At 69.7% G+C, this 23,196-nt stretch carries 24 protein-coding genes, 1 tRNA gene and 1 rRNA gene; 16 read left to right on the top strand and 10 right to left on the bottom strand.

Annotated elements, in window-relative coordinates:
- Positions 1–72: 72 nt before the first annotated feature.
- The 6 genes from cofD (at position 73) to BMZ83_RS14035 (ending at position 5,646) form a co-directional block, all read left to right on the top strand.
- Positions 73–1,164: a 2-phospho-L-lactate transferase gene (cofD, locus tag BMZ83_RS14060; protein WP_074879977.1), complete on the top strand. Its 1,092-nt coding sequence runs from the start codon at positions 73–75 to the stop codon at positions 1,162–1,164.
- Positions 1,165–1,932, top strand: coding sequence for a tRNA-dihydrouridine synthase (locus BMZ83_RS14055; RefSeq protein ID WP_074879972.1), 768 nt, complete (start codon positions 1,165–1,167; stop codon positions 1,930–1,932).
- A complete protein-coding gene (locus BMZ83_RS14050; RefSeq protein ID WP_074879969.1) occupies positions 1,929–2,807 on the top strand; it encodes a triphosphoribosyl-dephospho-CoA synthase in 879 nt (292 codons plus the stop codon). The genes BMZ83_RS14055 and BMZ83_RS14050 overlap by 4 nt, the downstream gene beginning before the upstream one ends.
- Positions 2,804–3,430 carry a DUF447 domain-containing protein gene (locus BMZ83_RS14045; protein ID WP_074879965.1) on the top strand — a complete coding sequence of 209 codons (627 nt, stop codon included), beginning with the start codon at positions 2,804–2,806 and terminating at the stop codon, positions 3,428–3,430. Before BMZ83_RS14050 ends, BMZ83_RS14045 begins: the two co-directional genes overlap by 4 nt.
- Positions 3,431–3,454: 24 nt before the next feature.
- On the top strand, positions 3,455–4,204 hold the full coding sequence (locus BMZ83_RS14040; RefSeq protein ID WP_074879962.1) for a proteasome assembly chaperone family protein: 750 nt from the start codon (positions 3,455–3,457) through the stop codon (positions 4,202–4,204).
- A gap of 68 nt (positions 4,205–4,272) precedes the next feature.
- A complete protein-coding gene (locus tag BMZ83_RS14035; protein WP_074879957.1) occupies positions 4,273–5,646 on the top strand; it encodes an NAD(P)/FAD-dependent oxidoreductase in 1,374 nt (457 codons plus the stop codon).
- Between the two features lie 7 nt (positions 5,647–5,653).
- Here BMZ83_RS14035 and BMZ83_RS14030 read toward each other — a convergent pair whose 3' ends face one another.
- The gene (locus tag BMZ83_RS14030) at positions 5,654–5,857 is read right to left on the bottom strand and encodes a 30S ribosomal protein S17e (protein ID WP_074879954.1); all 204 of its coding nucleotides are present in this window, start codon (positions 5,855–5,857) and stop codon (positions 5,654–5,656) included.
- Positions 5,858–5,982: 125 nt separating this feature from the next.
- Here BMZ83_RS14030 and thyX point away from each other — a divergent pair, with 125 nt between their 5' ends.
- From thyX to BMZ83_RS14015, 3 genes are read left to right on the top strand one after another with little or no spacing between them, the layout of a single operon-like run.
- Complete coding sequence (gene thyX / locus BMZ83_RS14025) at positions 5,983–6,726, top strand: FAD-dependent thymidylate synthase (protein WP_074879951.1); 744 nt, start codon at positions 5,983–5,985, stop codon at positions 6,724–6,726.
- A gap of 39 nt (positions 6,727–6,765) precedes the next feature.
- Positions 6,766–7,788, top strand: coding sequence for a lamin tail domain-containing protein (locus BMZ83_RS14020; protein ID WP_074879948.1), 1,023 nt, complete (start codon positions 6,766–6,768; stop codon positions 7,786–7,788).
- Positions 7,789–7,832: 44 nt separating this feature from the next.
- Complete coding sequence (locus BMZ83_RS14015; RefSeq protein ID WP_074879945.1) at positions 7,833–8,519, top strand: molybdenum cofactor guanylyltransferase; 687 nt, start codon at positions 7,833–7,835, stop codon at positions 8,517–8,519.
- Here BMZ83_RS14015 and yqeC read toward each other — a convergent pair whose 3' ends face one another.
- Positions 8,520–9,251, bottom strand: coding sequence for a selenium cofactor biosynthesis protein YqeC (gene yqeC / locus BMZ83_RS14010; protein WP_074879943.1), 732 nt, complete (start codon positions 9,249–9,251; stop codon positions 8,520–8,522).
- Between the two features lie 55 nt (positions 9,252–9,306).
- Complete coding sequence (locus BMZ83_RS14005; RefSeq protein ID WP_079990209.1) at positions 9,307–10,143, bottom strand: polysaccharide deacetylase family protein; 837 nt, start codon at positions 10,141–10,143, stop codon at positions 9,307–9,309.
- A 205-nt stretch (positions 10,144–10,348) separates the two neighbouring features.
- On the opposite strand from BMZ83_RS14005, the gene BMZ83_RS14000 reads away from it, so the two are divergent.
- The 5 genes from BMZ83_RS14000 to BMZ83_RS13980 all read left to right on the top strand — a co-directional run bounded on the left by BMZ83_RS14000 (position 10,349) and on the right by BMZ83_RS13980 (position 14,579).
- A complete protein-coding gene (locus BMZ83_RS14000) occupies positions 10,349–11,086 on the top strand; it encodes an archaeal proteasome endopeptidase complex subunit alpha (protein ID WP_074879941.1) in 738 nt (245 codons plus the stop codon).
- Positions 11,087–11,157: 71 nt separating this feature from the next.
- Complete coding sequence (locus BMZ83_RS13995) at positions 11,158–12,312, top strand: metal-dependent hydrolase family protein (protein ID WP_074879939.1); 1,155 nt, start codon at positions 11,158–11,160, stop codon at positions 12,310–12,312.
- 113 nt (positions 12,313–12,425) lie between these two features.
- A tRNA-Glu gene (locus BMZ83_RS13990) sits at positions 12,426–12,500 on the top strand.
- Positions 12,501–12,658: 158 nt separating this feature from the next.
- Complete coding sequence (locus tag BMZ83_RS13985; protein ID WP_074879937.1) at positions 12,659–13,087, top strand: hypothetical protein; 429 nt, start codon at positions 12,659–12,661, stop codon at positions 13,085–13,087.
- A 49-nt stretch (positions 13,088–13,136) separates the two neighbouring features.
- The gene (locus BMZ83_RS13980; protein WP_079990208.1) at positions 13,137–14,579 is read left to right on the top strand and encodes a hypothetical protein; all 1,443 of its coding nucleotides are present in this window, start codon (positions 13,137–13,139) and stop codon (positions 14,577–14,579) included.
- A gap of 140 nt (positions 14,580–14,719) precedes the next feature.
- On the opposite strand, the gene BMZ83_RS13975 is transcribed toward BMZ83_RS13980, so the two are convergent.
- From BMZ83_RS13975 to coxB, 3 genes are read right to left on the bottom strand one after another with little or no spacing between them, the layout of a single operon-like run.
- The gene (locus BMZ83_RS13975) at positions 14,720–14,989 is read right to left on the bottom strand and encodes a cytochrome C oxidase subunit IV family protein (protein ID WP_074879933.1); all 270 of its coding nucleotides are present in this window, start codon (positions 14,987–14,989) and stop codon (positions 14,720–14,722) included.
- Positions 14,990–14,993: 4 nt separating this feature from the next.
- Positions 14,994–17,510, bottom strand: a complete 2,517-nt coding sequence (locus BMZ83_RS13970; RefSeq protein WP_074879930.1) for a cbb3-type cytochrome c oxidase subunit I — start codon at positions 17,508–17,510, stop codon at positions 14,994–14,996.
- 3 nt (positions 17,511–17,513) lie between these two features.
- Entirely contained in the window at positions 17,514–18,260 is a 747-nt protein-coding gene (gene coxB, locus BMZ83_RS13965; RefSeq protein ID WP_074879926.1) for a cytochrome c oxidase subunit II, read from the bottom strand.
- A gap of 210 nt (positions 18,261–18,470) precedes the next feature.
- Between coxB and BMZ83_RS13960 the strand changes: the two genes are divergently transcribed.
- Complete coding sequence (locus tag BMZ83_RS13960) at positions 18,471–20,156, top strand: aldehyde ferredoxin oxidoreductase C-terminal domain-containing protein (protein ID WP_074879923.1); 1,686 nt, start codon at positions 18,471–18,473, stop codon at positions 20,154–20,156.
- Positions 20,157–20,168: 12 nt separating this feature from the next.
- Here the strand turns inward: BMZ83_RS13960 and BMZ83_RS13955 are convergent, their stop codons facing one another.
- Positions 20,169–20,453, bottom strand: a complete 285-nt coding sequence (locus BMZ83_RS13955; RefSeq protein ID WP_074879920.1) for a ubiquitin-like small modifier protein 1 — start codon at positions 20,451–20,453, stop codon at positions 20,169–20,171.
- Between the two features lie 38 nt (positions 20,454–20,491).
- Positions 20,492–21,682, bottom strand: a complete 1,191-nt coding sequence (locus BMZ83_RS13950) for a redox-regulated ATPase YchF (RefSeq protein WP_074879917.1) — start codon at positions 21,680–21,682, stop codon at positions 20,492–20,494.
- Between the two features lie 116 nt (positions 21,683–21,798).
- Between BMZ83_RS13950 and BMZ83_RS13945 the strand changes: the two genes are divergently transcribed.
- Positions 21,799–22,086, top strand: a complete 288-nt coding sequence (locus BMZ83_RS13945) for a hypothetical protein (RefSeq protein ID WP_074879913.1) — start codon at positions 21,799–21,801, stop codon at positions 22,084–22,086.
- Here BMZ83_RS13945 and BMZ83_RS13940 read toward each other — a convergent pair whose 3' ends face one another.
- Positions 22,087–22,923: a DUF7504 family protein gene (locus BMZ83_RS13940; RefSeq protein ID WP_074879910.1), complete on the bottom strand. Its 837-nt coding sequence runs from the start codon at positions 22,921–22,923 to the stop codon at positions 22,087–22,089. It abuts the gene before it with no gap.
- A gap of 190 nt (positions 22,924–23,113) precedes the next feature.
- Positions 23,114–23,196: ribosomal RNA gene (rrf, locus tag BMZ83_RS17525) — 5S ribosomal RNA — on the bottom strand; the annotation flags it as partial.

Raw genomic sequence — 23,196 nt, 5'->3', positions numbered from 1 at the left:
GGGCGAGCCCCAAAGTCGCCCCGGTGTCCGCGGGAGAGGAAGCTTCAACCCCACACGCCCGAAAGGCCGGCCATGGTCACGTTCCTCGCCGGGGGTACCGGGACCCCCAAACTGCTCTCGGGCGACGAGCCGGTGTTCGCCCGCGACGCCGTCACCGTCGTCGGCAACACCGGCGACGACGTGGAACTCGGCGGCCTGCTGGTCTCGCCGGACGTCGACACCGTGCTGTTCGACGGCGGCGGCGTCCTCGACCGCGAGACGTGGTGGGGGATCGACGGCGACACCCACGAGACGAACGACGAACTGTTCCGGATCGCCGACGCCGCCGGCCTCGAAACCGGGCCGCGCTACCTCCCCGGCGACGCCCAGACTGCGGGCCGGGAGATCGCCCGCTGGCGGCGGTTCTCGGGGATCGCGGAGTTCATGACGATCGGCGACCGGGACCGCGCAGTCCACGTCACCCGGACCTCGCTCCTCGACGAGGGGCACACGCTCACCGAGGCGACCCGCACGCTCGCCGACGCGTTCGACCTCGAGATCGACCTGCTGCCGATGAGCGACGACCCCGTCGCTACCATCGTCCACACGCCCGATGGCGAGATGCACTTCCAGGAGTACTGGGTCGCGAACCGCGCCGACCCGCCCGTCGAGGAGGTTGAGTTCCGCGGCGCCGACCGAGCCGAACCGACGCCCGCAGTCGAGTCGGCGCTCGAAGCGCCCGTGATCGTCGGCCCCTCGAACCCCGTCACCTCCGTGGGCCCGATCCGGGCGCTGCCGGGCGTCGACCGCGCGCTCGACCGCACGCCGGTCGTCGCCGTCTCCCCGTTCTGTGAGGACGAGGCGTTCTCCGGCCCCGTCGCCGACCTGATGGCTGGGACCGGTCGCGAGCCGTCGACTGCGGGCGTCGCCGAGAGCTACGACTTCGCGGACGCGTTCGTCCTCGACGCCGCGGACGGCACCGAACTGGACCGCCCGGTCGTCCGCACCGACACGGAGATCGACGGCCCCGCGGACGCCGAGCGCGTCGCTCGAGCCTGCGCGCTCGCGCTCGTGGCCGCCGGCGCATCCCCGGTTGACCTCGGCCTCGCCGTCGACGATCCCGCCGAACTGGACGGCGACGACATCGACACCGGCGACGTGCCCGGACTCGGGGGTGAGCAGTAGGTGTTCGATCCGCGCCTCGCGCTGTCGTCCCTCTCGGGCGAGTCCGACGCCGAGTGGGCCGAACACGGCGCCGAGTGGGCCGGCGCGGCGTTCCTCGGCGGCGTCTGTCTCGACGAGCCGACCCGCGAGGCGGCCCGCGAGATGGTCGCCGACCGCGACCGGTCCGAGTTCCTCCCCGACGACCCGATCGCGTTCGTCCAGGACCAGCTCTCGGCGCTCGACGGCGTCGACGTGCGGCCGGGGATCAACGTCCGGTCGACGGCGACCGACCCCGTCCGCGAGGTCGCCGAGGTGGCCGCTGAACACGACGCCGTCCTCGAACTCAACGCCCACTGCCGGCAGGACGAACTCTGCGCGGTGGGCGCGGGCGAGACGCTGCTCCGGGAGCCCGACCGACTCGTCGACCTGGTCGGGGCGGCCGCGTCGTCGGACGCCGACGTGAGCGTGAAAGTGCGGACGGAGCTCGACGGCGTCGACCTCGTCGGCGTTGCTCGGCGCGTCGAGGCCGCGGGCGCCGACGCGCTCCACGTCGACGCGATGGACAGCGAGTCCGTCGTCGCCGAGGTCGCCGACGCGACTGACCTGTTCCTGGTCGCCAACAACGGCGTCCGCGGGCGTGAGAGCGTCCGCGAGTACCTCGACTACGGCGCCGACGCGGTCAGCGTCGGCCGGCCGAGCGACGACCCCGACGTGCTCCGACGGGTCGCCGCGGCCGTCGACGAGTGGGGCGCCGAGCAGGAGGCCGAGTCAGTTGGGGTCGAACCGTGAGCGAGTGCCCCCGAACCCCGGCGGAGAACGGCGAACTCGCGCTCCTGCTGGAGGTGGCCGGGACGCCCAAACCGGGCAACGTGGACCGCCACCGCGACCTCGACGACCTGCGGTTCGAGCAGTTCCTCGCCGGGAGCGTCGGGAGCGCAGCCGGGCTCCGGGATGCCGCCGACGGCGCGCCGCTGGGCGAGGCGTTCGAGCGCGCGGTTCGCGGGATGAGCCGCCAGTCCGGCGGCAACACCCAGTTCGGCTGCCTCCTCCTGCTCACGCCGCTCGTGAGCGCGGCGGGGGTGGGCGAACTCACCCGCGAGGCGGTCCGCGAGCGCTGTCGAGCGACGACCGTCGACGACGCCGCGGCGTTCTACCGCGCGTTCGAACACGTCGACGTGGCCGTCGGCGACCCGCCCGAGTGCGCCGACGCCCTCGACGCGCGCCGCGGGAGCGACGCCGTGCCGGCGCTCCGGGAGCGCGGGACGACGCTCTGGGACGTGATGGAACTCTCCGCGGATCCAGACGGCGGCACGCCCGACACGAACGCCGCGGAGTGGGTCGAGGGGTTCCCGCGGACGTTCGACGCCGCCGAGGCGATACTGGCCGACGACGGCCCCGTACTCGACCGCGCGGCGCGGTCGTTCCTCCGGCAGTTGGCCACGGAGCCGGACACGCTGGTCGCGACCACCCACGGCGAGTCGGTGGCCGAGTCGGTCCGCGAGCGCGCGGCGTCGACGCTCGCCGCGGTCGAGCGGACCGGCTCGCTCGACCCCGCCGAGGAGCTGGCCGAGGCGTTCGTCGCCGAGGGGATCAACCCCGGGACGACCGCCGATCGCGTGGCCGGGGCGCTGTTCGTCGCGCTCGAACGGGGGCTGGAGGTATGACTGCCGGACCGGCGGGCGGGGAGTGGGAGCCGGAGGACGCCGCGCCCGACGGCTGGCCGGTGCCGCTGCGGGGCGTCACCGAATCGGTGATCGCGACGAAGGGCCCCAACGGGCTGTGGAACGTCGCCGCGCTCGGCCTCCACGCCGGCGATCCCGTGACCGCGGAGACCTACGGGAACACCCGGACCCGCCGGAACTTCGAGCGCCGCGGGGGCGGGGTGGTCCAGTTCGTCGCCGACCCGCGGGCGTTCGTCGACGCCGCGCTCACGATCCGGGAGGCGGACGATCCGGTCCTGCCGAGCGCCGACGCGTGGGTCGAGGTCGAGGCCGCGTTCGTGGGTTCGCGGGAGGAGGGGGAAACCACGATCCGGGAGTGGGAGCTACGGCCCGGGGACGGCGAGGTCGTTCGGGAGGGCGCGACGACGATCAACCGCGGGTTCGGCGCGGTGATCGAGGCGACGGTCGCGGCCTCGCGGCTGGGGGTGGCGGGCTTCGACGACGCCGACCTCCGCGCCCGCCTCGACTCCCTCGCGGACGTGGTCGACCGCTGCGGCGGCGCCCGGGAGCGCGAGGCGATGGCTCGCGTCGCGGCGGCCAGCGAGTGGGAGCGCCCGGAGAACTAAGGTTACTGCCGGTGACAATACGGTATGGATCCGACCCCCGAGCGATCCCGGCAGTTCGCCGTCGAGGACACCGAAGCGCCGAAGCAGACGCTGCTCTGCGGGTTCGCGAGCTACGGGCTCTCCGGGCTGACCGCGGTCGACTTCCTCATCGACCAGCTGGAGCTGACCGAGACCGGCCACGTGACCGCCGAGGGGATGCCGAGCATCACGCCCTTCGAGAACGGGAAGCCGACCCACCACACGCGACTGTTCTCCCGATCGGACCTGGAGCTGACGCTGCTGAAGAACGAGCTGTTCGTCCCGCCCGTGCTGAGCGACCCCTTCGGCGAGGCCATCCTCGAGTGGACCGAACGCCACGACGTGGCCGAGATCGTCGTCGTCGACGCGGTGCCGATGCGCCACAGTCCCGACGACCACCAGACCTACTACGTCGCGACCGACGACTACCACGACCGGCGACTCGACGGCTACGACGGGACGCCGCCGATGGCCCGGGGGTATCTCGACGGCGTGACGGGCGCGCTGGTCGAGCAGGGGATCGACTCGCCGCTCGCGGTCGGCGTGTTCCGCACGCCGGTCCACGAGCAGATTCCGGACATCGACGCCGCGATCCGGCTGATCGACACGGTCTCTGACCTGTACGACCTCGAGGTCGACACTGAGCCGCTCCGGGAGTTCGCCGACGAGATCGAGCGCTACTACAACGAGCTCGCCGAGCGCTACGAGGCCGCAGCGGAGCGCGAGCGGGCGTTCGAGGACCGGATGTACATGTAGACGGGGCGGGACACGGGCGACGGGGCGAGTCAGTAACTTTAACGCGGCCAGTCCGCACCTATCCAGTCATGGAACGCGTAGACGTCGCCATCGTCGGCGGGGGGCCAGCGGGCACGTCGGCCGCCCACGCCGCGGCCGAGCACGGCGCCGACGCGCTCGTACTGGAGAAGGGAGTCCCGCGCGAGGACCGCGAGGGGCTCGGCCCCGACTCCACCGACGCCGCCGGCATCCTCGACTACTGGGTCGACATCATGGGGATCCACCCCGACGAGATGCCCGACGGGGTGGTCCAGAACGTGCTCGACCGCGCGGAGTTCCGCGGCCCGAACACCGCCTGCAACCTCCGCTCGACGGGAATCGAGTCCTCCTACGACGAGTTCGGCTACACCTTCCACCGCGCGCGCTTCGACGACTTCCTGCGCTCCCGTGCGGAGGACGCCGGCGCCCACTACCGCGTCGAGGCGTCGGTGATCGAGGTCGACGCCGACCGGGACGGTCACCCGCGGCACAGGCTCGTCCTCGCGAGCGGCGAGGAGATCGGTGCCGACCACCTGCTGCTCTGTGACGGGCCCCAGCGAACCGTCACGATGAACGTGCTCGACGAGTTGCTCCCGGCCCACCGCGCCGCGAGCCAGGTTCTCTCGCCGCCGACGGCCAACCACATCGCCTACCAGGAGTACCGGAAGTTCCCCGAGGAGATCTACGAGCAGGTGCAGGACGCCATCGTGTTCTGGTGGGGGCTGATGCCGGGCCACACCGCCTACCCGTGGATCTTCCCGAACCAGGACCGGGTCTGCCGGGTCGGGCTGACGATGCCCATCGGGATGGACATCGACGCCGTCGAGGACCGTGACTCCTACCAGCTCCTGCGCCCCGAGGACGACCGCATTCCGCAGGGCGCGACGTACATCGAGCGCCTGCTCGAACGCGAGTACGGCGACGAGTACGACCTGAGCGACTTCCCGATCGTCGAGGACGCAGGGAAGAGCCGCGGGACGGAGACCTACCCCATCTCCTCGACGCGGCCGATCGACTCGCCCGTCGACGCCGGCGTCGCCGTCTGTGGCGGCGCGATGGGGACCACGTCGGCGTTCCACGAGGGCGGCGACCACCTCGCGGTCCGCACCGGCGCCATCGCCGGCCGCCTCGCCGCACAGGGCCGGCTCAGCCACTACAACCACGAGTGGCACGAGGCCGTCGGCGAGGAGCTGCTACGGAACGTCTCCCTGTCCGAACTCGTTCGAGGGTGGAAACCCGAGAAGTGGGACAGCGTGTTCCAAGTCGGCGAGGCGATGCTGGCCGAGGAGGGGGCGAACGAGATGCTCTCCTGGAGCCCGCGGGCCGGCCTGCGGGGCGCGAAGCTACTCGGGGAGTACAAGCTGACCAAGTTCCGGAACCGGAACCGCTACGTCCAGCTGACGGCCGACGAGTACAGCTACTGACGGAGAACTACGCTTCGGCTGCCTGGGCGGCGGCGCCGGCCTGCTTGCGCGTGATGTAGCCCGCGATGCGGTTGCGAACCTCCTTGGACTCGACGTTCGTGAGCGCGGTGACGCTCTCCTTGTTGGTCTCGAAGCTCTGGTTGAACGACTCGGGATACTTCTCGAGCAGGATCCTCCCCAGCTGTTTGACGTACTTCGGCTTGATTGCCATACCGGCAGATTTCGCGGAGAGCCACTAAAGCGATTCGTTCCGGGACCAGGGGCATCGTTGGGGTCCCGCGGGCCGAGTTCCGACAAGGTAGAGTTATGGCCCGTCGGGCCCCGTGCCGTAGTAAGATGGAGGTCGAACTGCTCGAGGCGACGGACGACCCGGAGGAACTGATCTGTTCGGCCGCGCGCAACGACTACGCGTCGGCGTTCGTCGGCGACCAGACGTTCGCGGAGACGATGGACACCGTCGAGGGCGACAGCATCAGGGCGAAGAAGGAGACGCTGATCGGCCACCTGCTGAGCCACGGCCACTTCGGCCCGTTCGAGCACCCCCAGGCCACCTTCGCCATCGAGGGGATGTCCCGCTCGTGTATGGCCCAGCTCACCCGCCACCGGCACGTCTCCTTCGACGTCCAGAGCATGCGCTACGTCGCCTTCGACGACGTGGACCCCGAGGCCGTCGGCGACGGCGAGATGGTGGTCACGCCGCCATCGGCCACCGATCCCGACTGGATCGGCCGCAACCAGCAGAGCGGGACCGTCGACGAGGAGACCGTCGAGAAACGCGAGGAAGTGTTCCGGGACTCGGTCCAGCGCTCCGTCGAGGAGTACCAGCGCCTGCTCGACCTGGGGATGCCCCCGGAGGACGCCCGCTTCGTCCTCCCGATCGGGACCGAGGTCAACGTCGTGATGAGCATGAACGCCCGGACGCTGATGCACGTCGCCGACATGCGCGCGGCCGCCGACGCCCAGTGGGAGATCCGCGGGCTGACCGAGGAGGTCCTCGACTACGCGGCGGAGTGGTGTCCGGTGACCTTCGAGTACTACGAGGAGCACATGAAGCACCGGAAGAACCGGCTCGCCCCCTGAGCCTCAACACCTTTCCCGCTCGTCGCCGTAACGCCGCCGATGCAGTCTCCCGTCCGCGCGGTCGCGCTCTGTACGCTCCTCGTTCTCGCCGGCTGTGCCGGCGGCCCCGTCCCCACTGACGGCGACGGACGGATGCCCCTCGACACCGACACGCCGACGCCCACGGCGGCCACGCCGTCGACGCCCGTCGACGCGCCGCCCTCCGCGACGGCCAGCCCCGACGGGATCGAGGCGGAGGTGATCGGCGTGGTCGACGGCGACACGATCGACGTGCGCCTCCCCAACGGGAGCGAGGACACGGTCCGCCTGCTCGGCGTCGACACGCCGGAGGTCCACGCCGAGAACGATCCCGCGGAGTTCCCGGGCGTGCCGGACACGGAAGCGGGGCGTGACTGTCTCCGGAGTTGGGGCGAGCGCGCCAGCGAGCACGCGAAAGACGAACTCGCCGGGAAGACGGTGACGCTCTCCTTCGACGCCAACGAGCCCCGCCGGGGCTACTTCGGCCGCCTGCTGGCGTACGTCCACGTCGACGGCGAGTCGTTCAACTACGGCCTGCTCACGCAAGGGCTCGCCCGCCGCTACGACGACTCGGGGTTCGAGTACCGTGATCGCTACGGGGCCGCCGAGGACGCGGCGCGAACCAACGGCGTCGGGCTCTGGGGCGCCTGCGCCGTCGACGATCCCCAGACCGCGACCGAGACGCCCTTCGCCGTCGCCGACGGCGGTGAACCGCTCCGGATCGAGGCGATCCATCCCGACGCCGCGGGCGACGACCGCGAGAACCTCAACGACGAGTACGTCACCTTCGGGAACGCCGGCGACGAGACGATCGACCTCGCGGGCTGGACAGTCAGCGACGAGGCCGACCACACGTACACGTTCCCCGAGGGCGCCGAGATCGGCCCGAACGGGACGATCACCCTCCATACCGGCAGCGGCGAGGACGGTGACGGCCATCTCTACTGGGGGGAGGGGTCGCCCGTCTGGAACAACGACGGCGACACCGTGATCGTCCGGAACGCGAGCGGTGAGACGGTTCTCGAGCGGTCCTACGACGGCTGAACCGGACCGCAAGCGACTTTCCGCGACGGCGCCGACCCTCGCCCATGCACTCGGCCGTGATCGTCGCCGGCGGACGCTCGACCCGGTTCGGCGACGACGACAAGGCGGTCGCCCCGCTCGCGGGGACGCCGATGATCCGCCGCGTGGCGGACCGACTCGAACCGGTCGTCGACGAACTGGTCGTCAACTGTCGGGAGGACCAGCGCGAGGCGATCGAGGAAGCGCTCGCCGGCACGCGGTCGGCCGGCGAGGGCGACGCGCTCGACCGCCCCACCGCCTTCGCGCTCGATCCGGAGGTCGATCAGGGGCCGATGGCGGGGATCCGGAACGGCTGTCGGGCTGCTGAGGGCGAGTACGCCGCCGTCGTCGCCTGCGACATGCCGTTCGTCGATCCCGACGCGATCGACTACCTCTTCGACCGCGCGAGCGGCGAGATCGCGCCGCCGGCCGAGGCGGACGACGAGGGTGAGCCCCCGTTCGACGGCGCGGTCCCGCGCCTCGTCGACGGCTGGTACCAGACGACGCAGGCGGTCTACCGGCCGGAAAGGATGGCCGAAGCCTGCGACGCCGCGCTGGAACGCGGGGATCGGAAGATCCTCGCACCGCTGGAAGACCTCTCCTACGCGGTCGTGAGCGAGGCGGAACTGGCGACCGTGACCGACCTCTCCACGTTCGAGAACCTCAACACGCAGGCGGAGTTCGAGGAGGCGGCGGCGCGGCTCTCGGAGTAGCTACTCGCGGATCTCGCGGACCTCGGCGTCGGCCATCCGCGCGAGCACGACCCGCGGGACGACCGAGCGGTCGGCGTGGTCGAGCACCGCGTCGGCGATCTCGCGTGCGGCGTCGAGGTCGTCCTCGTCGTCGACTTTGTTCACCAGCGGGATCGCCGTCGCGCCCGCGGGGACGCCACGCAGGCCGCCGTCGGGGCTCGCGAGCACCCGGCCGACGATTTCGGGCGTGATCTCGTCGCCCACGTCGACGCCCGCGACGACAGCGACGCGCTCGGGCCGGTGGACCAACTCCTCGTCGAGCGGTTCGCCGACGACGTGGGCGCTGGCGATCGGGACGACCGTGTCGGCCGTCTCGGGGATGCGGGGCTCGTTCTCGCCGGGCGCCTTGAAGTCGCGCATCCGGGCGCCGTCGGCCTTGACGAGCGTCGGGCCGTCGTGGGCCGCGGCGATCTCGGTGACGGTGTCGGGCTCGTAGCCGCGGTAGCGGTCCTCGAACTCCCGTTCGGGGACGAGCCCGAGCGGGAACTCGTCGGTGGTGACCAGCGTCGAGATCGGGTCCTCCGTGACGACGACGCGGGCGACGTGGGGGTCGAAGATCGGGATGCGGACGGTCGCGGTGACGACCGCGCGGTCGGTCTCGGCCGCCAGCGCGTACATGGTGGTCTTCTTGCCGCCGGCGCCGACGAAGCAGGTCATGCCGTCGGCGTCGAGTGCGGCAGCGAGATCGGTCATAGCCTGACTGGGGGCGGGAGGGTTCAAACGGTTTCGGGACGGGGCGACGCCGCGGTCAGTGCTCCTCACCCTCGCCGGCCGACCGCGTGCCGGCGAGCGCGTCACTCACCGTCGCGAACTCGACGCCCGGCTTGGCGGCCATGTGCTCGATCAACTCCCGGAGCATCGACGGCCGGGGACTCCGGCCGCTGACCTGCGGGTGGAGCGTCAGGACGTACACTCCATCCGCAGCGTGTTCAGACATCCAGTCGAACTGCCGGCGCCAGTGGTCGAACACCGCCCCCTCGTCGGAGAACGCGCGGTTGCCCGAGAACGCGAGCGCCGGGTAGTCGTCGCGCTGCCACGAGACGGGCACTTCGGTGATCCCCACGGGGTCGCCCGTCTCGTAGGGCCCGTCGACGGGCGCGTGCTCCTCGGTGAGTTCGTAGGGCTCGAACTCCCGGGCCATCCCGCTGGAGGAGTACTCGAAGCCGAACTCCTGCAGGAGCGGGACGGTGTGGGGCGAGAAGTCCCACGACGGCGAACGATAGCCCGCGGGCGCCGAGCCGGTGAGCCGCTCGATGCTCTCGATCCCCCGGGCGACGTCCGCGCGCTCGGCCTCGCGGCTCTCGTACTCGCCGGGGGGCGTGTGGCTCCAGCCGTGGTGGCCGATCTCGTGGCCGGCGTCGACGACGCGCTCGCAGGGCTCGGGGAAGGAGTCGATCGTGTGCCCCGGCACGAACCACGTCGTCGGCACGTCGAGCCGGTCGAACAGGTCGATCAGGCGCGGGGCGCCCACCTCGGCGCCGAACACGCCGCGGGAGCGTTGGACGGGCGAGTCGCCGAACTCGCCGGCGTGGAGCCACGGCGAGACGGCGTCGAAGTCGACGGTGAGACAGACGGTGTGAGCCATACGGGCCACAGCGGCCGCCGAGGAGATAAACTCACGTGACGAACCGGGCGACGATCCGGCGTCCGGCCCCGCCGGTCGCCCCGAGGGATATCGACAGCAACGGTCGGGGTGGTAAAATCCCGCTTAAGCAGGGTTTTTCAGTCGGGGGGGCGTACCGACTACTGATGACTGACAGCGAAGCCGTCTCCGCGGCGGAGGGTTCCCGATGAGAGGAAACGACCAACAGGCCTACGACCGCGGTACGTCGCTGTTCTCCCCGGACGGCCGCATCTACCAGGTGGAGTACGCTCGCGAGGCTGTCTCCCGTGGCGCGCCCAGCGTCGGCGTCCGAACCGAGGAGGGCGTCGTGCTCGCCGCGCAGGCGCAGGCGAGCTCGGAGCTGATGGAGTCAGAGAGCATCGAGAAGATCCACAAGCTCGACGACCACATCGGCGCCGCCTCCGCGGGCCACGTCGCCGACGCGCGACAGCTGATCGACTTCGCCCGCCGGATGGCCCAGACCAACCACCTGCGCTACGGCGAGGCCATCGGCGTCGAGACGCTCACGAAGTACATCACCGACCACATCCAGGAGAACACCCAGATGGGCGGGACCCGGCCCTACGGCGCCGCGCTCCTGATCGGCGGGATCGAGGGCGGCGTCGAGGGTGAGGAGGGCACGCCGCGGCTGTTCAGCGCCGACCCCTCGGGGACGCCCCACGAGTGGAAGGCCACGATCATCGGCGGCGGCCGCGAGGAGATCCAGGGCGTGCTCGAGGACGGCTGGTCCGAGGAGCTCACCCTCGAGGAGGGGCTGAAGCTGGTGCTCCGGAGCCTCCGCGAGCACGACGAGGAGATCGAGGCCGACGCGCTCTCGGTCGCCTCGATCACCGTCGACGACGGGTACGAGGCCTACCAGCCCGAGGAGATCGACGACCTCCTCGACGCGCTGGACGGAGAGTAACCCGCCGTCACCTTCTCGCCGCGATAGCCGCCACCCGACGCTTTAGGTAGCCGGCGCCACCACCGAGAGCCATGCGACTACTCGAAGGCGGCACGGTCGTGGACGCCGACGGCGTGCTAGAGGCGGACGTACTGATCGACGAGGGGACGATCGAAGTCGTTGGCGACGCGAGCGACGAGCACGTCGACGAGCGCGTCGACGTGTCGGGCCAGTTCGTCGTTCCGGGGATGATCGACACCCACGTCCACCTGATGATGGACGCCCGACCCGACGCCGAGAGCGTGCAGGGCGACAGCGAGGCGACGCTGGCCTACCGCGCGGCGGAGAACCTGCGGAACCAGGCCGAAGCCGGCGTCGTCGCGACCCGCGACCTCGGCGCGCCGGCGACCGTCGCCATCGACGCCCGCGACGCGGTCGCGAACGGGACACTCCTCGGCCCGCGCGTGCAGGCGGCGGGCCAGAACGTCGTGATGACGGGCGGCCACGGCCACTGGTTCGGCCGCGAGGCCGACGGCCCCGCCGAGGTGCGGAAGGCGGTGCGCGAACAGCTCAAAGCCGACGCCGACGCGATCAAGTGCATGGCCACCGGCGGCGTGCTGACGACCGGCGCCCAGACCGGCGCCCCCGAACTCACGCCGACGGAGCTGGAGGCGCTCGTCGAAACCGCACACACCGCCGGCCGGTCGACGGCGGCGCACTGCCACGGCACGAAGGGGATCAAGAACGCGGTGCAGGCCGGGATCGACAGCGTCGAGCACGGGACGTTCATGGACGAGGAGGGTGCGGAGATGATGGTCGAGCGGGACACCTACTGGGTGCCGACGCTGTCGGCCCTGAAGGGGATCGTCGAGAACAGCGACGCCGGCATCCCCGAGCAGGCCGTCGAGAAGGGCAAGGACGCCGCCCAGCGGATGGCCGCCGCGTGGGAGTACGCGCTCGACGCCGGCGTCCCGATCGCGATGGGGACCGACGCGGGGACGCCGTTCAACGACCACGCCGACGCCGCCCACGAGCTCGCGTACATGGTCGAGTACGGCCTCGACGAGGCCGGCGCGCTCGAGGCGGCGACGGTCAACGCCGCCGACCTGCTCGGCCTCGACGACACGGGGATGATCGAGACGGGCTACCGCGCGGACCTGCTGGTGCTGCCGTCGAACCCCCTCGAGGACGTGCAGGCGTGGCAGTCCCCGGAACGGGTCTACCTCGGCGGGGAGCCGGTTCGGTAGTCGCCGACGGGCGTTCGGCAGGCTGTGGCCGGCGTGTGACCTGCGAAACCGACACACGGCAACGGCAAAGCGCAATCGTTTTACGTATCTCCCCGCTATCGATGATTGCGTCCGCTCTGGTGGTGTAGTCCGGCCAATCATATCACCCTCTCACGGTGATGACCTGGGTTCGAATCCCAGCCGGAGCATTTCTCCGACGAACAACGGTCGTGAGTCGACGGCGTCGCGATCGGGGAGCCGGCGTCACAGCGACACGCGTCGACGCACGAACCGGGGGGCGAGCCCACGACGAAGAAACGAATCTTTATACGCTCGCCGCGGCCATTCTTCGCTAACGGAGCGCACTATGGCATCGACGATCTACCTCGTGAGTGCGGCGCTGATGGTCCTCCTCCTGCTCGCCGTCGTCGGGGCAGTGGTGGGCCGGAACTGGAAAGCTTACACACCGAGCCTGCGGAACGAGCAGTCGGTCTGGAGCGCGCTCGCCGGCAACGAGACGGTCTGGACCCTCGTGTTCCTCGTCGCCGCGCTCGCGGTCGGCGGCGGCGCGGCGCTGTTCGTGAGCGGGGACGCGTTCTCCGGCTCGCTGGTCAGCGCCGGCGGCGCCGCGGTCGGCGTCGCGTTGGCGGCGGCGTTCCTCTTCTACCTCTTCTACGGCACCTACGCGGCCGCGAAGGCCCGCGGCTACCGGCGCGCGGCGGCCGTGATGGCCGCCTCGTGGGTGCTGGGTCTGCTGGTCGTCGGCGCGATCACGGTGAACCTGCTGACCGGCTGATTCGGTTGCGAAACGTTCCTGTAGCTCCCCTCCCGACGTCCCGAGAGACGTGCGCGATCACCGCCAGCACGCGGCATCGGGAGGGGATCGACTCGCGAGAGTCGCGGCGGTCGCTCGATCAGCTGGCGGTCGGTGGCTGACAGTCCCGGCGGCGGCGACGCTGTTCGCCGCGCCGGCGCGGGCCCACGGCGGCCCGGGGATCACGGCCGGCGAGGTCGACGCGCCGACGTGGCTGTTCTTGCTCACCGGTGTCGCCGTCGTCGCCGTCTCCCTCCTGCTCACGAGCGTCGTCACCGATCGTGCCCTGCTGGCGGCGTACCACGACCGTCCGCTGTCGGTCCCCGCCGGCCCCGCGATCCGCCGGTGGGGCGGCCGCGTCGGCGGCGCCGTCGGCCTGCTCGGCCTCGCCGGGGTGCTCGCGGGCGGGCTGCTCGGCCCCCCCGAAGCTGCCCGGAACCTGGCGGTGTTGCTGGTCTGGGTGCTCTGGTGGGTCGGCCTCACCGCGAGCACGTACCTCCTGGGGAACGGCTGGCCCGCAGTCGACCCGTTCGGCCGGCTCGCGACGGTGTTACCGACCGCCGAGCGCTTCTCGCTCCCCGACTGGGCGGGGCGCTGGCCGGCGGTCGCCGGCTTGCTGCTGCTCGTCTGGCTGGAGATCGTGACCGCGGTGTCCGCGGACCCGCGACAGCTCACTGCCGTCGTCGCCGCCTACCTTGCCGCGACGCTGGCCGGGACCCTGCTGTTCGGCCGGGAGTCGTGGCGCCGACAGATCGACCCGATCGGGGGCGTGTTCGAACTGTTCGGGCGCGTCGCGCCGATCCAGCGCACCGACGACGGGTTGGTACTGGTTGCAGCCGGGGCGGCGCTCTCCCGGCCCGACGCCGACGCGACCACCCGAGCCAGCGAGGTCGGCTTCGTGCTCGCGCTGCTGTGGGTGACCGCCTTCGACGGGTTCGTCGCCACGCCGGGCTGGCAGTCGCTCGCGGCGCCGATCGTCCGGGCCGGCCTCCCCGCGGCGCTGACGTACTTCGCCGCGATGCTCGGCGGGTACGCGCTCCTGTTCGGCGCGTACTGGCTCGCCTCCGGGGGCGTTCGACGGACCGGGCAGACGTACCTGTCGACCTCGCGCATCGCCGCCGCGTTCGCGCCCGCGCTGGTGCCGCTGGCCGCGGGCTATCACTTCGCCCACTACCTGCCGTATCTCCTCACTCAACTGCCCGCGGCGGTCGTCGTCGCCTCGAACCCGCTCTCGCCGCCGGGCGCGCCGCCGGTCCTCGGGCTGCCGGGGTGGGTCGGCTGGATCGCCCCCCTCGCAGTTCTGACCGGGCACCTGCTCGCGGTGTGGACCGCCCACAGCCGCGCAGTCGAGCTGTTCTCCGGACGGGAGCGGTCCATCCGGAGCCAGTTCCCCTACGTCGTCGTGATGGTGCTGTACTCGATCGCGGCGTTGTGGCTGCTCGCACAGCCGACGGTCGAGGTTCCCTTCGTCTGATCGGATCGGCCATCGACGGCGGGAACCGGGGGCGCTGGCACGACGGGCAGGACCCGATCGGGAGTCCGCCGGTTCGGACGGTCGAGGCGCGTCGCTGGCTGGCGGTCGGTCCGAAAAAAAAGGTCAGCGTCGACGTCGCCCTACAGGATGGAGTACGACGCCGCGACCGTGAGCGCCAGGAAGCCGACGAAGCCCAGCAGCATCACGTACGTCACCGAACGGGGCTCCCAGACGAGGTGCTGGAAGTAGCCCGCGACGACTACCGCCTTGACCAGCGAGAAGACGGTGATCAGCCCGAGCGCGAGCATGTAGCTACTCTCGAGCAGACCGATCTGCTCGACAGCGACCTGCATCGTCGCGATGACGAACAGTGCCACGTAGATTCCGGTGTAGAGTTTTGTTCGTGCCATTGGTCTAGACGATGTAGAACAGCGGGAACAGGAACAGCCACACGATGTCGACGAAGTGCCAGTACAGCCCGAAGTACTCGAGCGTCTCGTCGTTCCCGTCGGTGTACGCGCCGTTCCAGGCCCGCCAGATGAGGTAGGCCGTGACCAGCAGTCCCGCGATCACGTGGCCCATGTGCAGGCCCGTGGTGAGGTAGTACGTCGAGGCACGCACGCTGGAGTCCAGCCCGGTGCCCTCGCTGAACAGGACGACCCACTCGATGGCCTTGTTCGCGAGGAAGCCCAGCCCGAGCAGGAACGTCAGGGTGAGGCTGGCGACGACGCCCTTCCGACTGCGCTTCTGGGCGGCCACCAGCGCCAGGATCACCGTGAACGAACTGGTCAGCAGCAGGTAGGTGTTGACCAAGCCCGGGATCGGGTTGTGCGGGATCGGGTGCCACTGCGTCCAGCCGTAGGCCACACGCAGGAAGATGGCGGCGCCGATGAACGCCCCGAACAGCACCACGTCGGAGGCCAGGAACACCCACATCCCCATCTTCGTGTTCTCGACGCCCTCGAACGGCCACGCTTCGCCGAGGCCGCCCTCGTGGGCCGTGAAGTTCTCGTAGCCCATCGCCGTGATGGAGCCGAGCAGGCCGACGACGCCCAGCACCGAGGCGCCCTGGTAGAACAGCCCTTCGAGGCCGGACGGGTAGCTCCCGACCTGCAGCCCCGAGAGGCCGAGCGCGGTCACGAGCGTGAACAGGCCGATCGTTACGGGCCAGTAGCTGGCGTGATCGACGTGGACGTCGTCACCGTGGCCCGACTCGAGCGCCGCGTGGCCGCCGTCCGTGGCGGCCGTGCCGCCGTCGGCGGCCGCGGCGGCCGTCGCGTCGTCGTCGAGGAACTCCAGGCTCCCGCTCACGTAGCTGGGTTTGCCGGGGAAGTTCTCGATCGGCGGCGGCGAGGCGACCGCCCACTCCGCGGTCGTCGAGTACGGCCAGGGGTTCGCCGCGGCGTCGTCGCCGGCGACGATGCTCTTCGCGAGGTTGTAGATGATCAGCAGGAACGCGATCCCGAGGATCACCGCGCCCACGGAGGCGAGTCGGTGCCAGCCGACGTACTCCGGCCGGTAGGCGAACACGCGCCGGGGCGTGCCCCACGCGAGGAACAGCGGGAAGTACAGCAGGTTGAACCCGGTGAAGTACACCGCGAAGCTGAGCTTCCCAAGGAACTCGTCGTAGGTCTTCCCGGTCATCTTCGGGAACCAGTAGAACAGTCCCGCGATCAGCCCCGTCACCCCCGAGACCATCACGTAGTGGAAGTGGGCGACGACCCAGTAGGTGCCGCGGAACTCGTAGTCGAGGACGACCGCGCCGAGGAACACGCCGGTGATGCCGCCGACGATGAACAGCACGAGCGCACCGAAGGCGTACAGCATCGGCGTGTCCCACCTGATGCGTCCCTTGATCAGGGTGTAGATCAGCGCGAACACCATCAGGTCGAACGGCAGCGAGATCCCGATGGTGGTCGCCATGAACAGCGTCTTCACCTCGAGGTTGATCGAGGTGAGGAACATGTGGTGCATCCAGACGATGAAGCTCTGGAGCGCCACCAGCACCATCGAGACGATGAACCACTTGCGGCCGACGATCCGGTTGCCCGAGAACGTCTGGAAGATCTCCGCCATCGCGCCCAGCGCGGGGAAGAACACGATGTACACCTCGGGGTGGCCGAAGAACCAGAACAGGTGGGTCCACAGCACCGACCCGCCCGCGGTCGTCGCCGCGAAGTACGTCGTCCCGAGCATACGGTCCGAAAGCAGGATCATGACTGCCGCCAGCAGCGCCGCGAAGGCGAGCAGCATCATCCAGGCGGTCAGCAGCCACGACCACGTGAACAGCGGCAGCGAGCGCATCGTCAGCCCGGGCGCCCGCATACGGTGGATGGTCGTGAGGAAGTTCACCCCGCCGACGGTGATCGAGGCACAGAACACGACGATGGCGAACACCGTCGTCGTCGCCCCGATGCTCGGCATGAACGCCGGGATGTTCAGCGGGGCGTACAGCGTCCACCCCCCCGCGAAGGAGGAGCCCTGGAAGAACGACGCGAACACCAGGATCCCCGAGGCGAGGTAGAGCCAGTAGGAGAGGGCGTTCAGCCGCGGGAACGCCAGGTCCTCGGCGCCGATCTGGAGCGGGACGATGTAGTTGGCGAAGCCCGTCGCGAAGGGCGAGATGAACCAGAACACCATGATCAGGCCGTGCAGCGAGACGGCCTGGTTGTACGCCATCGCGGAGAGGACGCCCGTCCCCGGCGCGCGCGGACTCCACATCTGGGCGCGGATCAGCAGCGCCAGCACCCCGCCGAAGACGAGGAAGAACATCGCCGTCGCGAGGTAGAGCAGCCCCACGTCCTTGTGGTTGGTCGTGACGAGCCAGCGCTTCAGCGACCACCGCGGCGGGAGGTGGTCGTCGTCGTGGCTGTCACCCGGCAGTGCCGTCGCCGTGCCGCCGTCGGTTCGTGGTTGGTTGTCGTCAGTCATGCGTTACACCCCCGCCGCCGCGACGTTGGCGGCGGACTCGTTGTTCGTGGACGCGTTCTGGGAGTCGTACCAGTCCTGGAACTCGTCCTCCTCCATCACGATGACCTCCGCGTCCATGTAGGAGTGACCCTGTCCGCACAGCTCGTAACAGTGGGCCGTGTAGTTCCCGGTGTCGGACGCCTCGAACCACGTCTCGGTGGTCTCACCCGGGATCGCGTCGGTCTTCACCTTGAGCTGCGGGATGCCGAAGTTGTGGAACACGTCGTCCGAGGTCACCTGTAAGTTGATCTGCGTGTCCACGGGGACGCGAAGCTCGTTCGTCGTGTTCACCCCCGTGTAGTCGTCGCCACCGTCGTCGAGGTAGTAGAAGTTCCAGCCGAACTGGTACCCCTCGACCTGGACGTCGACGCCCTGTTCGCCGGTCTGTCCCTCGACGAACAGCAGCGTCCCGTAGGTCCACGCGATCAGCGAAATGACGATGATCGCGCTCAGCCCCAGCGAGAGGAACAGCTTCTTGCCTTTCCCCCCGCCGGTCGGGACCTCACCCAGCTTCGGGCGCTCCTCCTCGTCGACACCGCCCTGGTAGCTGTATTTGTACGCATTGTACAACATGTAGCCGATTACGACGGCTCCTACGAGTGTTCCGAGCCCGAGGAACACCCAGTAGATCTCGCTGAACACTTGCACCCGCGTCCCCTGGGGAACGAGCCCGCTCTGGAGCACGGATGCGGCTGTGGAATCAGGTATCATCGGCGGCCTTGATACAGGGCACTCGCTTCGCTCTGACCTTAGTGGTTTCGAACGCTCACGCGCGCGCGAGCGTGGAGTCGACAGTTCGCCGACCAGTGGGCCGGATCGAGGCGGCGTGTTCGCGGGCGCGGAGCGGTGTCGACTGCGGTCGTCCCGGAGATGGTGGCCCCGAGAGACAGGAATAAGGTTGGGCAACCACACGTTGTGTGTATGCTTCACGCAGAAGGGCCGATGCTCACCGTCGACGTGGGCGACCGCAGCGCCGACGCCGTCGACATCGACGACGTGCTCGAGCGCACCATCGGCGGCCGCGCGACGGCGACCGCACTGGCCCACGACCGAATCCCGTTCGACGCCGACCCGTTCGGCCCGGAGAACCGCGCGTACCTCTCTACGGGCCCGATGCAGATGAGCCAGATGTCGTTCACCGGCCGGATGAACATGACGGGGCTCTCGCCGCTGACCGACGGCCTCGTCTCCACGAACGCCGGGGGGTACCTCTCCCGGAACTTCGCGGGCGCTGGCCTCTCGGTACTCGAACTGGTCGGCGAGAGCGACGAACTGCTCGCGGTCCACGTCACCGACGGCCCGGCGGGGCCGGAGGTCCAGTTCGAGGAAGTACCCGAACTCGAGGGCGCCGAGACGAGTCGCGTCTCGGCGTACATGGAGACCCACCACGATCTCGGCCCGGAGAACTGCATCACCATCGGCCCCGCGGGCGAGAACCTCGTCCGCTTCGCGTCGGTGATGACGTTCGACTCCCGCGCGTTCGGCCGCGGCGGCATCGGCGCCGTCCTCGGGAGCAAGAACGTCAAGTGTGTCACCTTCGAGGGCGACTCCGCGCCCGACATCGAGATCGCGGACCCGCCGGCCTCCGACGTGCACCGCGAGGCCGCGACCAGCGACGACCTGATGCGCCGACAGGGGACGACGGGCAACACGGAGTTCATCAACGACAACTTCTCGATCCCGACGCGGTACTTCGACGACTACGAGTTCGAGAGCATCGCGAACATCGGCGGCAACGCCGTCGAGGAGAAGAAGTACAAGAAGGGCGCTTGCTCGCAGTGTGCCTACGCCTGCAAGCTCCCCACGAAGGACGAGGAGCGCGGGGTCGAGACCGAGGGGCCGGAGTTCGAGACGGTGTACTCCTTCGGCACCTGCCAGGGCGTCGACGACATCGTCGACGTGATGATCTCGAACGAGCTGTGTGACGAACTCGGGATGGACACCATCTCCGCCGGCGTCACCGTCGCGGCCTACCTCAAGAGCGAGGACGCGTTCGGCGACGCCGACCTGGCCCACGAGACCCTCGAGAAGATCGCCTACCGCGAGGGGATCGGCGACACCCTCGCGGAGGGGACCGCCCGCGCACACGAGGAGCTCGGCGTCGACAACTACACGGTCAAGGGGATGGAGTTCGCCGCCCACGACGGCCGGACGCTCCACGGGCAGGGGCTCTCCTACGCGGTCGCGAACCGCGGCGCCGACCACATGTACGGCGGGATGCTCGGCCTGGAGTACTCGGGTGAGGTCGACCCCGAGGGCACGCTCGGCAAAGCTGAAACGCTCGTCGGGCTGGAGAACCACAACGTCGTCCGCGACTCGGGCGTCGTCTGTGCCTTCGGCGGCGACTACCTGACCGACGAGCGCCTGGAGACGCTGCTCGACGCCGACTACGAACGGCTGCAGGAAGTCGGCGCCGCGGCCGTCGAGCGCGAGCGCCACTTCAACAACAAACGCGGGAAGGACGTGGCCGACGACGACCTCCCCTACGAGATCCCGGACCTCGCCGAGGCGGTCCAGGAGTACTACGAGGCTCGTGGCTGGAACGACGACGGCACCATCCCCGACGCGAGCGTGGAGTCGGTCGCGCCTGCGGCCGCCGACGACTGACCGCGCGCTCCGCTACCCGCCGTACACCGACGGCACGATCCGGACCGTGTCGCCCTCGCCGAGTTCGGTTTCGAGGCCGTCGAGGTGTTTCACGTTCTTCTCGTTGATCGTGACGACCGTCGCACCCTCGGTCTCGCCCGCCTCCTCGTCGACGATGCGCCCCGCGAGACTCGGGTACTCGGCCTCCAGTTCGCGTAGAACCTCCCCCACGGTCGTCCCCGGGTCGTACTCGCCGCCGACGTCCTCGACGCCGGCGTCGTCGCGGAACGGGCCGAACAGTTTGCACTCGACTTGCACGCCCGGCCGTAGCGTCGCAGGAGAGAAGTAGCCAGCGGTTAGCCGGTGGTGACGATCTCGATCACGTCGCGGTGGCCGAGCTCGTGGTCGGCGCCGACCTGGCGGCCCGAGCGGCAGTCGATCCCGTGGAGGAGGCCGTCGCCCACGTCGGAGTGGATGGTGTACGCGAAGTCCTCGACGGTTCCGCCGCCGGGGAGGATGAAGCAGTCACGGAACACGCCCTTCTCGTCCTTCGAGCCGTTGGCGCTGCCGGGGAACACGCCCATACAGCCGAGCGTGTCGAACAGCGCGGTCTCGAGGGTTTTCTGGACGCCGGTGCCGCCGTAGGCCTCGACGAACGCGCGGATCTGTTCGAGTCCCTCTACCTGCTCGGCGCTCACGTCGCCGACGATCTCGAAGTCGTCCTCGCCGGGCGTGTAGTCGACGACGCCCGCCTCGCTGGCCTGCTTGAGTGACTTCTCCGCGTGGGCGCTCACGGGGACGAAGTCGAGGTGGTCGTACTGGTCCTCGCCGGTGATCTCCGCCCAGTTCTCCTGGGCCGCGGGCGTGTCCATCTTGTTGGCCGCGATGACGATCGGTTTGGTGCGCTTGCGGATCTCGCGGGCCAGCGCCTCGCGCTCGTCGTCGTCCCACGCCTCGGGGTCGAAGCCGACCCCCTGTCCGAGGATGATCTGCTTGATCTCGTCGGCGACGATCCCGAACGCGTCCATCTGCTCGCCGAGGGCCTCCTCCACGTCGCCGTCGCCGCCGTGGTAGCCCGAGAGGTGGCGCTCGATCCCCTTCTCCAGCACGTCGAGGTACCACATGTCGATCTCGTTCTCGAGGAACGCGATGTCCTCGCGGGGGTCGTGGTTCTCGGTCGCCTCCCCCTCGATGTCGGTCTCGCCCGAGAAGTCGACGACGTGGACCAGCACGTCCGTCTCGTTGAGGTCGGCGAGGAACTTGTTCCCCAGCCCCTTCCCCTCGTGGGCGCCGGGGATCAGTCCCGCCACGTCGACGAGTTTTACCGGGACGAACCGGGTGCCGTCGTCGCAGTAGCCGACGCTCGGGGTGCACGTCTCGTCGAACTCCGGCGCCGCACAGTCGACCCGCACGTACGCCTCCCCCACGCTGGGGTCGATCGTCGTGAACGGGTACGCGCCCTCGGGCACGTCGTTCATCGTCGCCGCGTTGAACAGTGTCGACTTCCCCACGGAGGGCTTGCCGACGAGACCGATCCGGTAACTCATTGGAACGTTCGACGTGGCTGGCGGACAAAAACGCCCCCATCGGGACCGTCACCGGCTGAGAACCTCACACACGGACGAGCCGGAGGGGATTTGCCCGCGGGTCACCGAGTGTGGGTATGAGCGACGAGGCCGAGGACGCGGGCGACACGTTCGGCGTCGGGATCGGGGTGACGGAGACGGAACTGCGCGTCGTGGTCCGCGTCCCCTCGGAGATCGACTCGGGGTGGACCGATCCCGAGTCGTTCCAGGGGATGGTCGAGGAGGTGCTCTGGGAGCGACTCGACCGCGAGGAGACGCTCCGGACCGTGGCGTCGTCGACCGAGCCCGGGGAGACGGCGATGCTCGGGACGGTGACGCTCCGGCCGGACGGGACCGTCGTCGACAGCTCGCTCGCGGCGCCGTAGCTACTCGGGCAGCGACTCGACCGCGAGCCCCAGTTCCGCGGCGCGTTCGGGGTCGTAGTTCCGGCAGTCGTAGCGGTTGGGGCCGTTGGTGTCCGCCCGGAGCGCGAGTGCGTCCAGTCGAGCCAGTGCCGACAGCGTCGCACCCAGCATGCGCGATGAGAGCTCCGTCTCGTCGGCGAGCTGTCCCGCCTGGACGTAGGAGCGGTCGGTCCGGTCGAGGATCTCGATCGCCTCGCGCCAGTAGCTCCGGAAGTAGCCGAACGTCGTCGGATCGGTCGTCCGGAGCCGGCGGACCGCGGTCGGCGCGTCGGTGTCGAACGACGGCTCCCCGACGGTTTCGTCGAGCGTGTCGCCGAACACCGCGATGTCGCGTGCGGCGCAGTCGGATGCCGCCGCGACGACGCCGTCCCGGTCGGTGCGCGCAGTGAGAGATTCGAGCAGCCCCCCCACGGTCTCGCGGTCGGTATCCTCGCGGAGGTCGGCGAGCGATTCGAGGTAGACGACCGTCCCGCGCGGGCTCCCCTCCCAGCCGTCGAGGAAGCGCTCGAGCACCGATCGGAGCTGGCTGGCGTCGATCGGTCGCTCGACCGTCGCGACGGCGAGGTCGTCGGAGACGACGGTCGTCTGTGCGGCCGCCGCCCCACGCGCGAGGTCGAAACACTCGATCAGGCCGACCTGTTCGGCGTCGCCGCCGGCGCGTTCCCAGCGGCGATGCCACTCGTCGGCCGTCGAGTCGGTCAGAACCGCGAGGACGTTCTGCCCGCCCGCGTGCTCGCGAAGCGTGCGCATCGCCCGATCGACGCCGAAGGCGAGTACGTCTGAGGCGTCGTCGGGCATCGTGTCGATTACAACAACTGATCGGGTATAAAAATACGGGTCGCGGTAGATAGCACATCCCCGCGGCGTATCGAAATCGGGTGTGATGAGCGAAATACTACCTGCTCACCACTCGAAATAACGTCGATGAATGCCGAGTCGACGAGCGAGAAGCGACTCGCTCGTCGACTCAAAATGGCCGCAATGAATGGAGAGACGGCGAGTCAACTTTCCCAGCGGGTCGCCCACGCCAGTACTCGTCCACACGTAGGTGAGCTTAACTTCCGTGTTCGG

The organism is Halolamina pelagica (genome assembly GCF_900115675.1).
In the GTDB taxonomy this organism is placed as follows: Archaea; Halobacteriota; Halobacteria; order Halobacteriales; family Haloferacaceae; genus Halolamina; species Halolamina pelagica.
The sequence above is the reverse complement of the archived record's forward strand: the minus strand, read 5'-3'. Positions and strand labels throughout refer to the sequence as shown.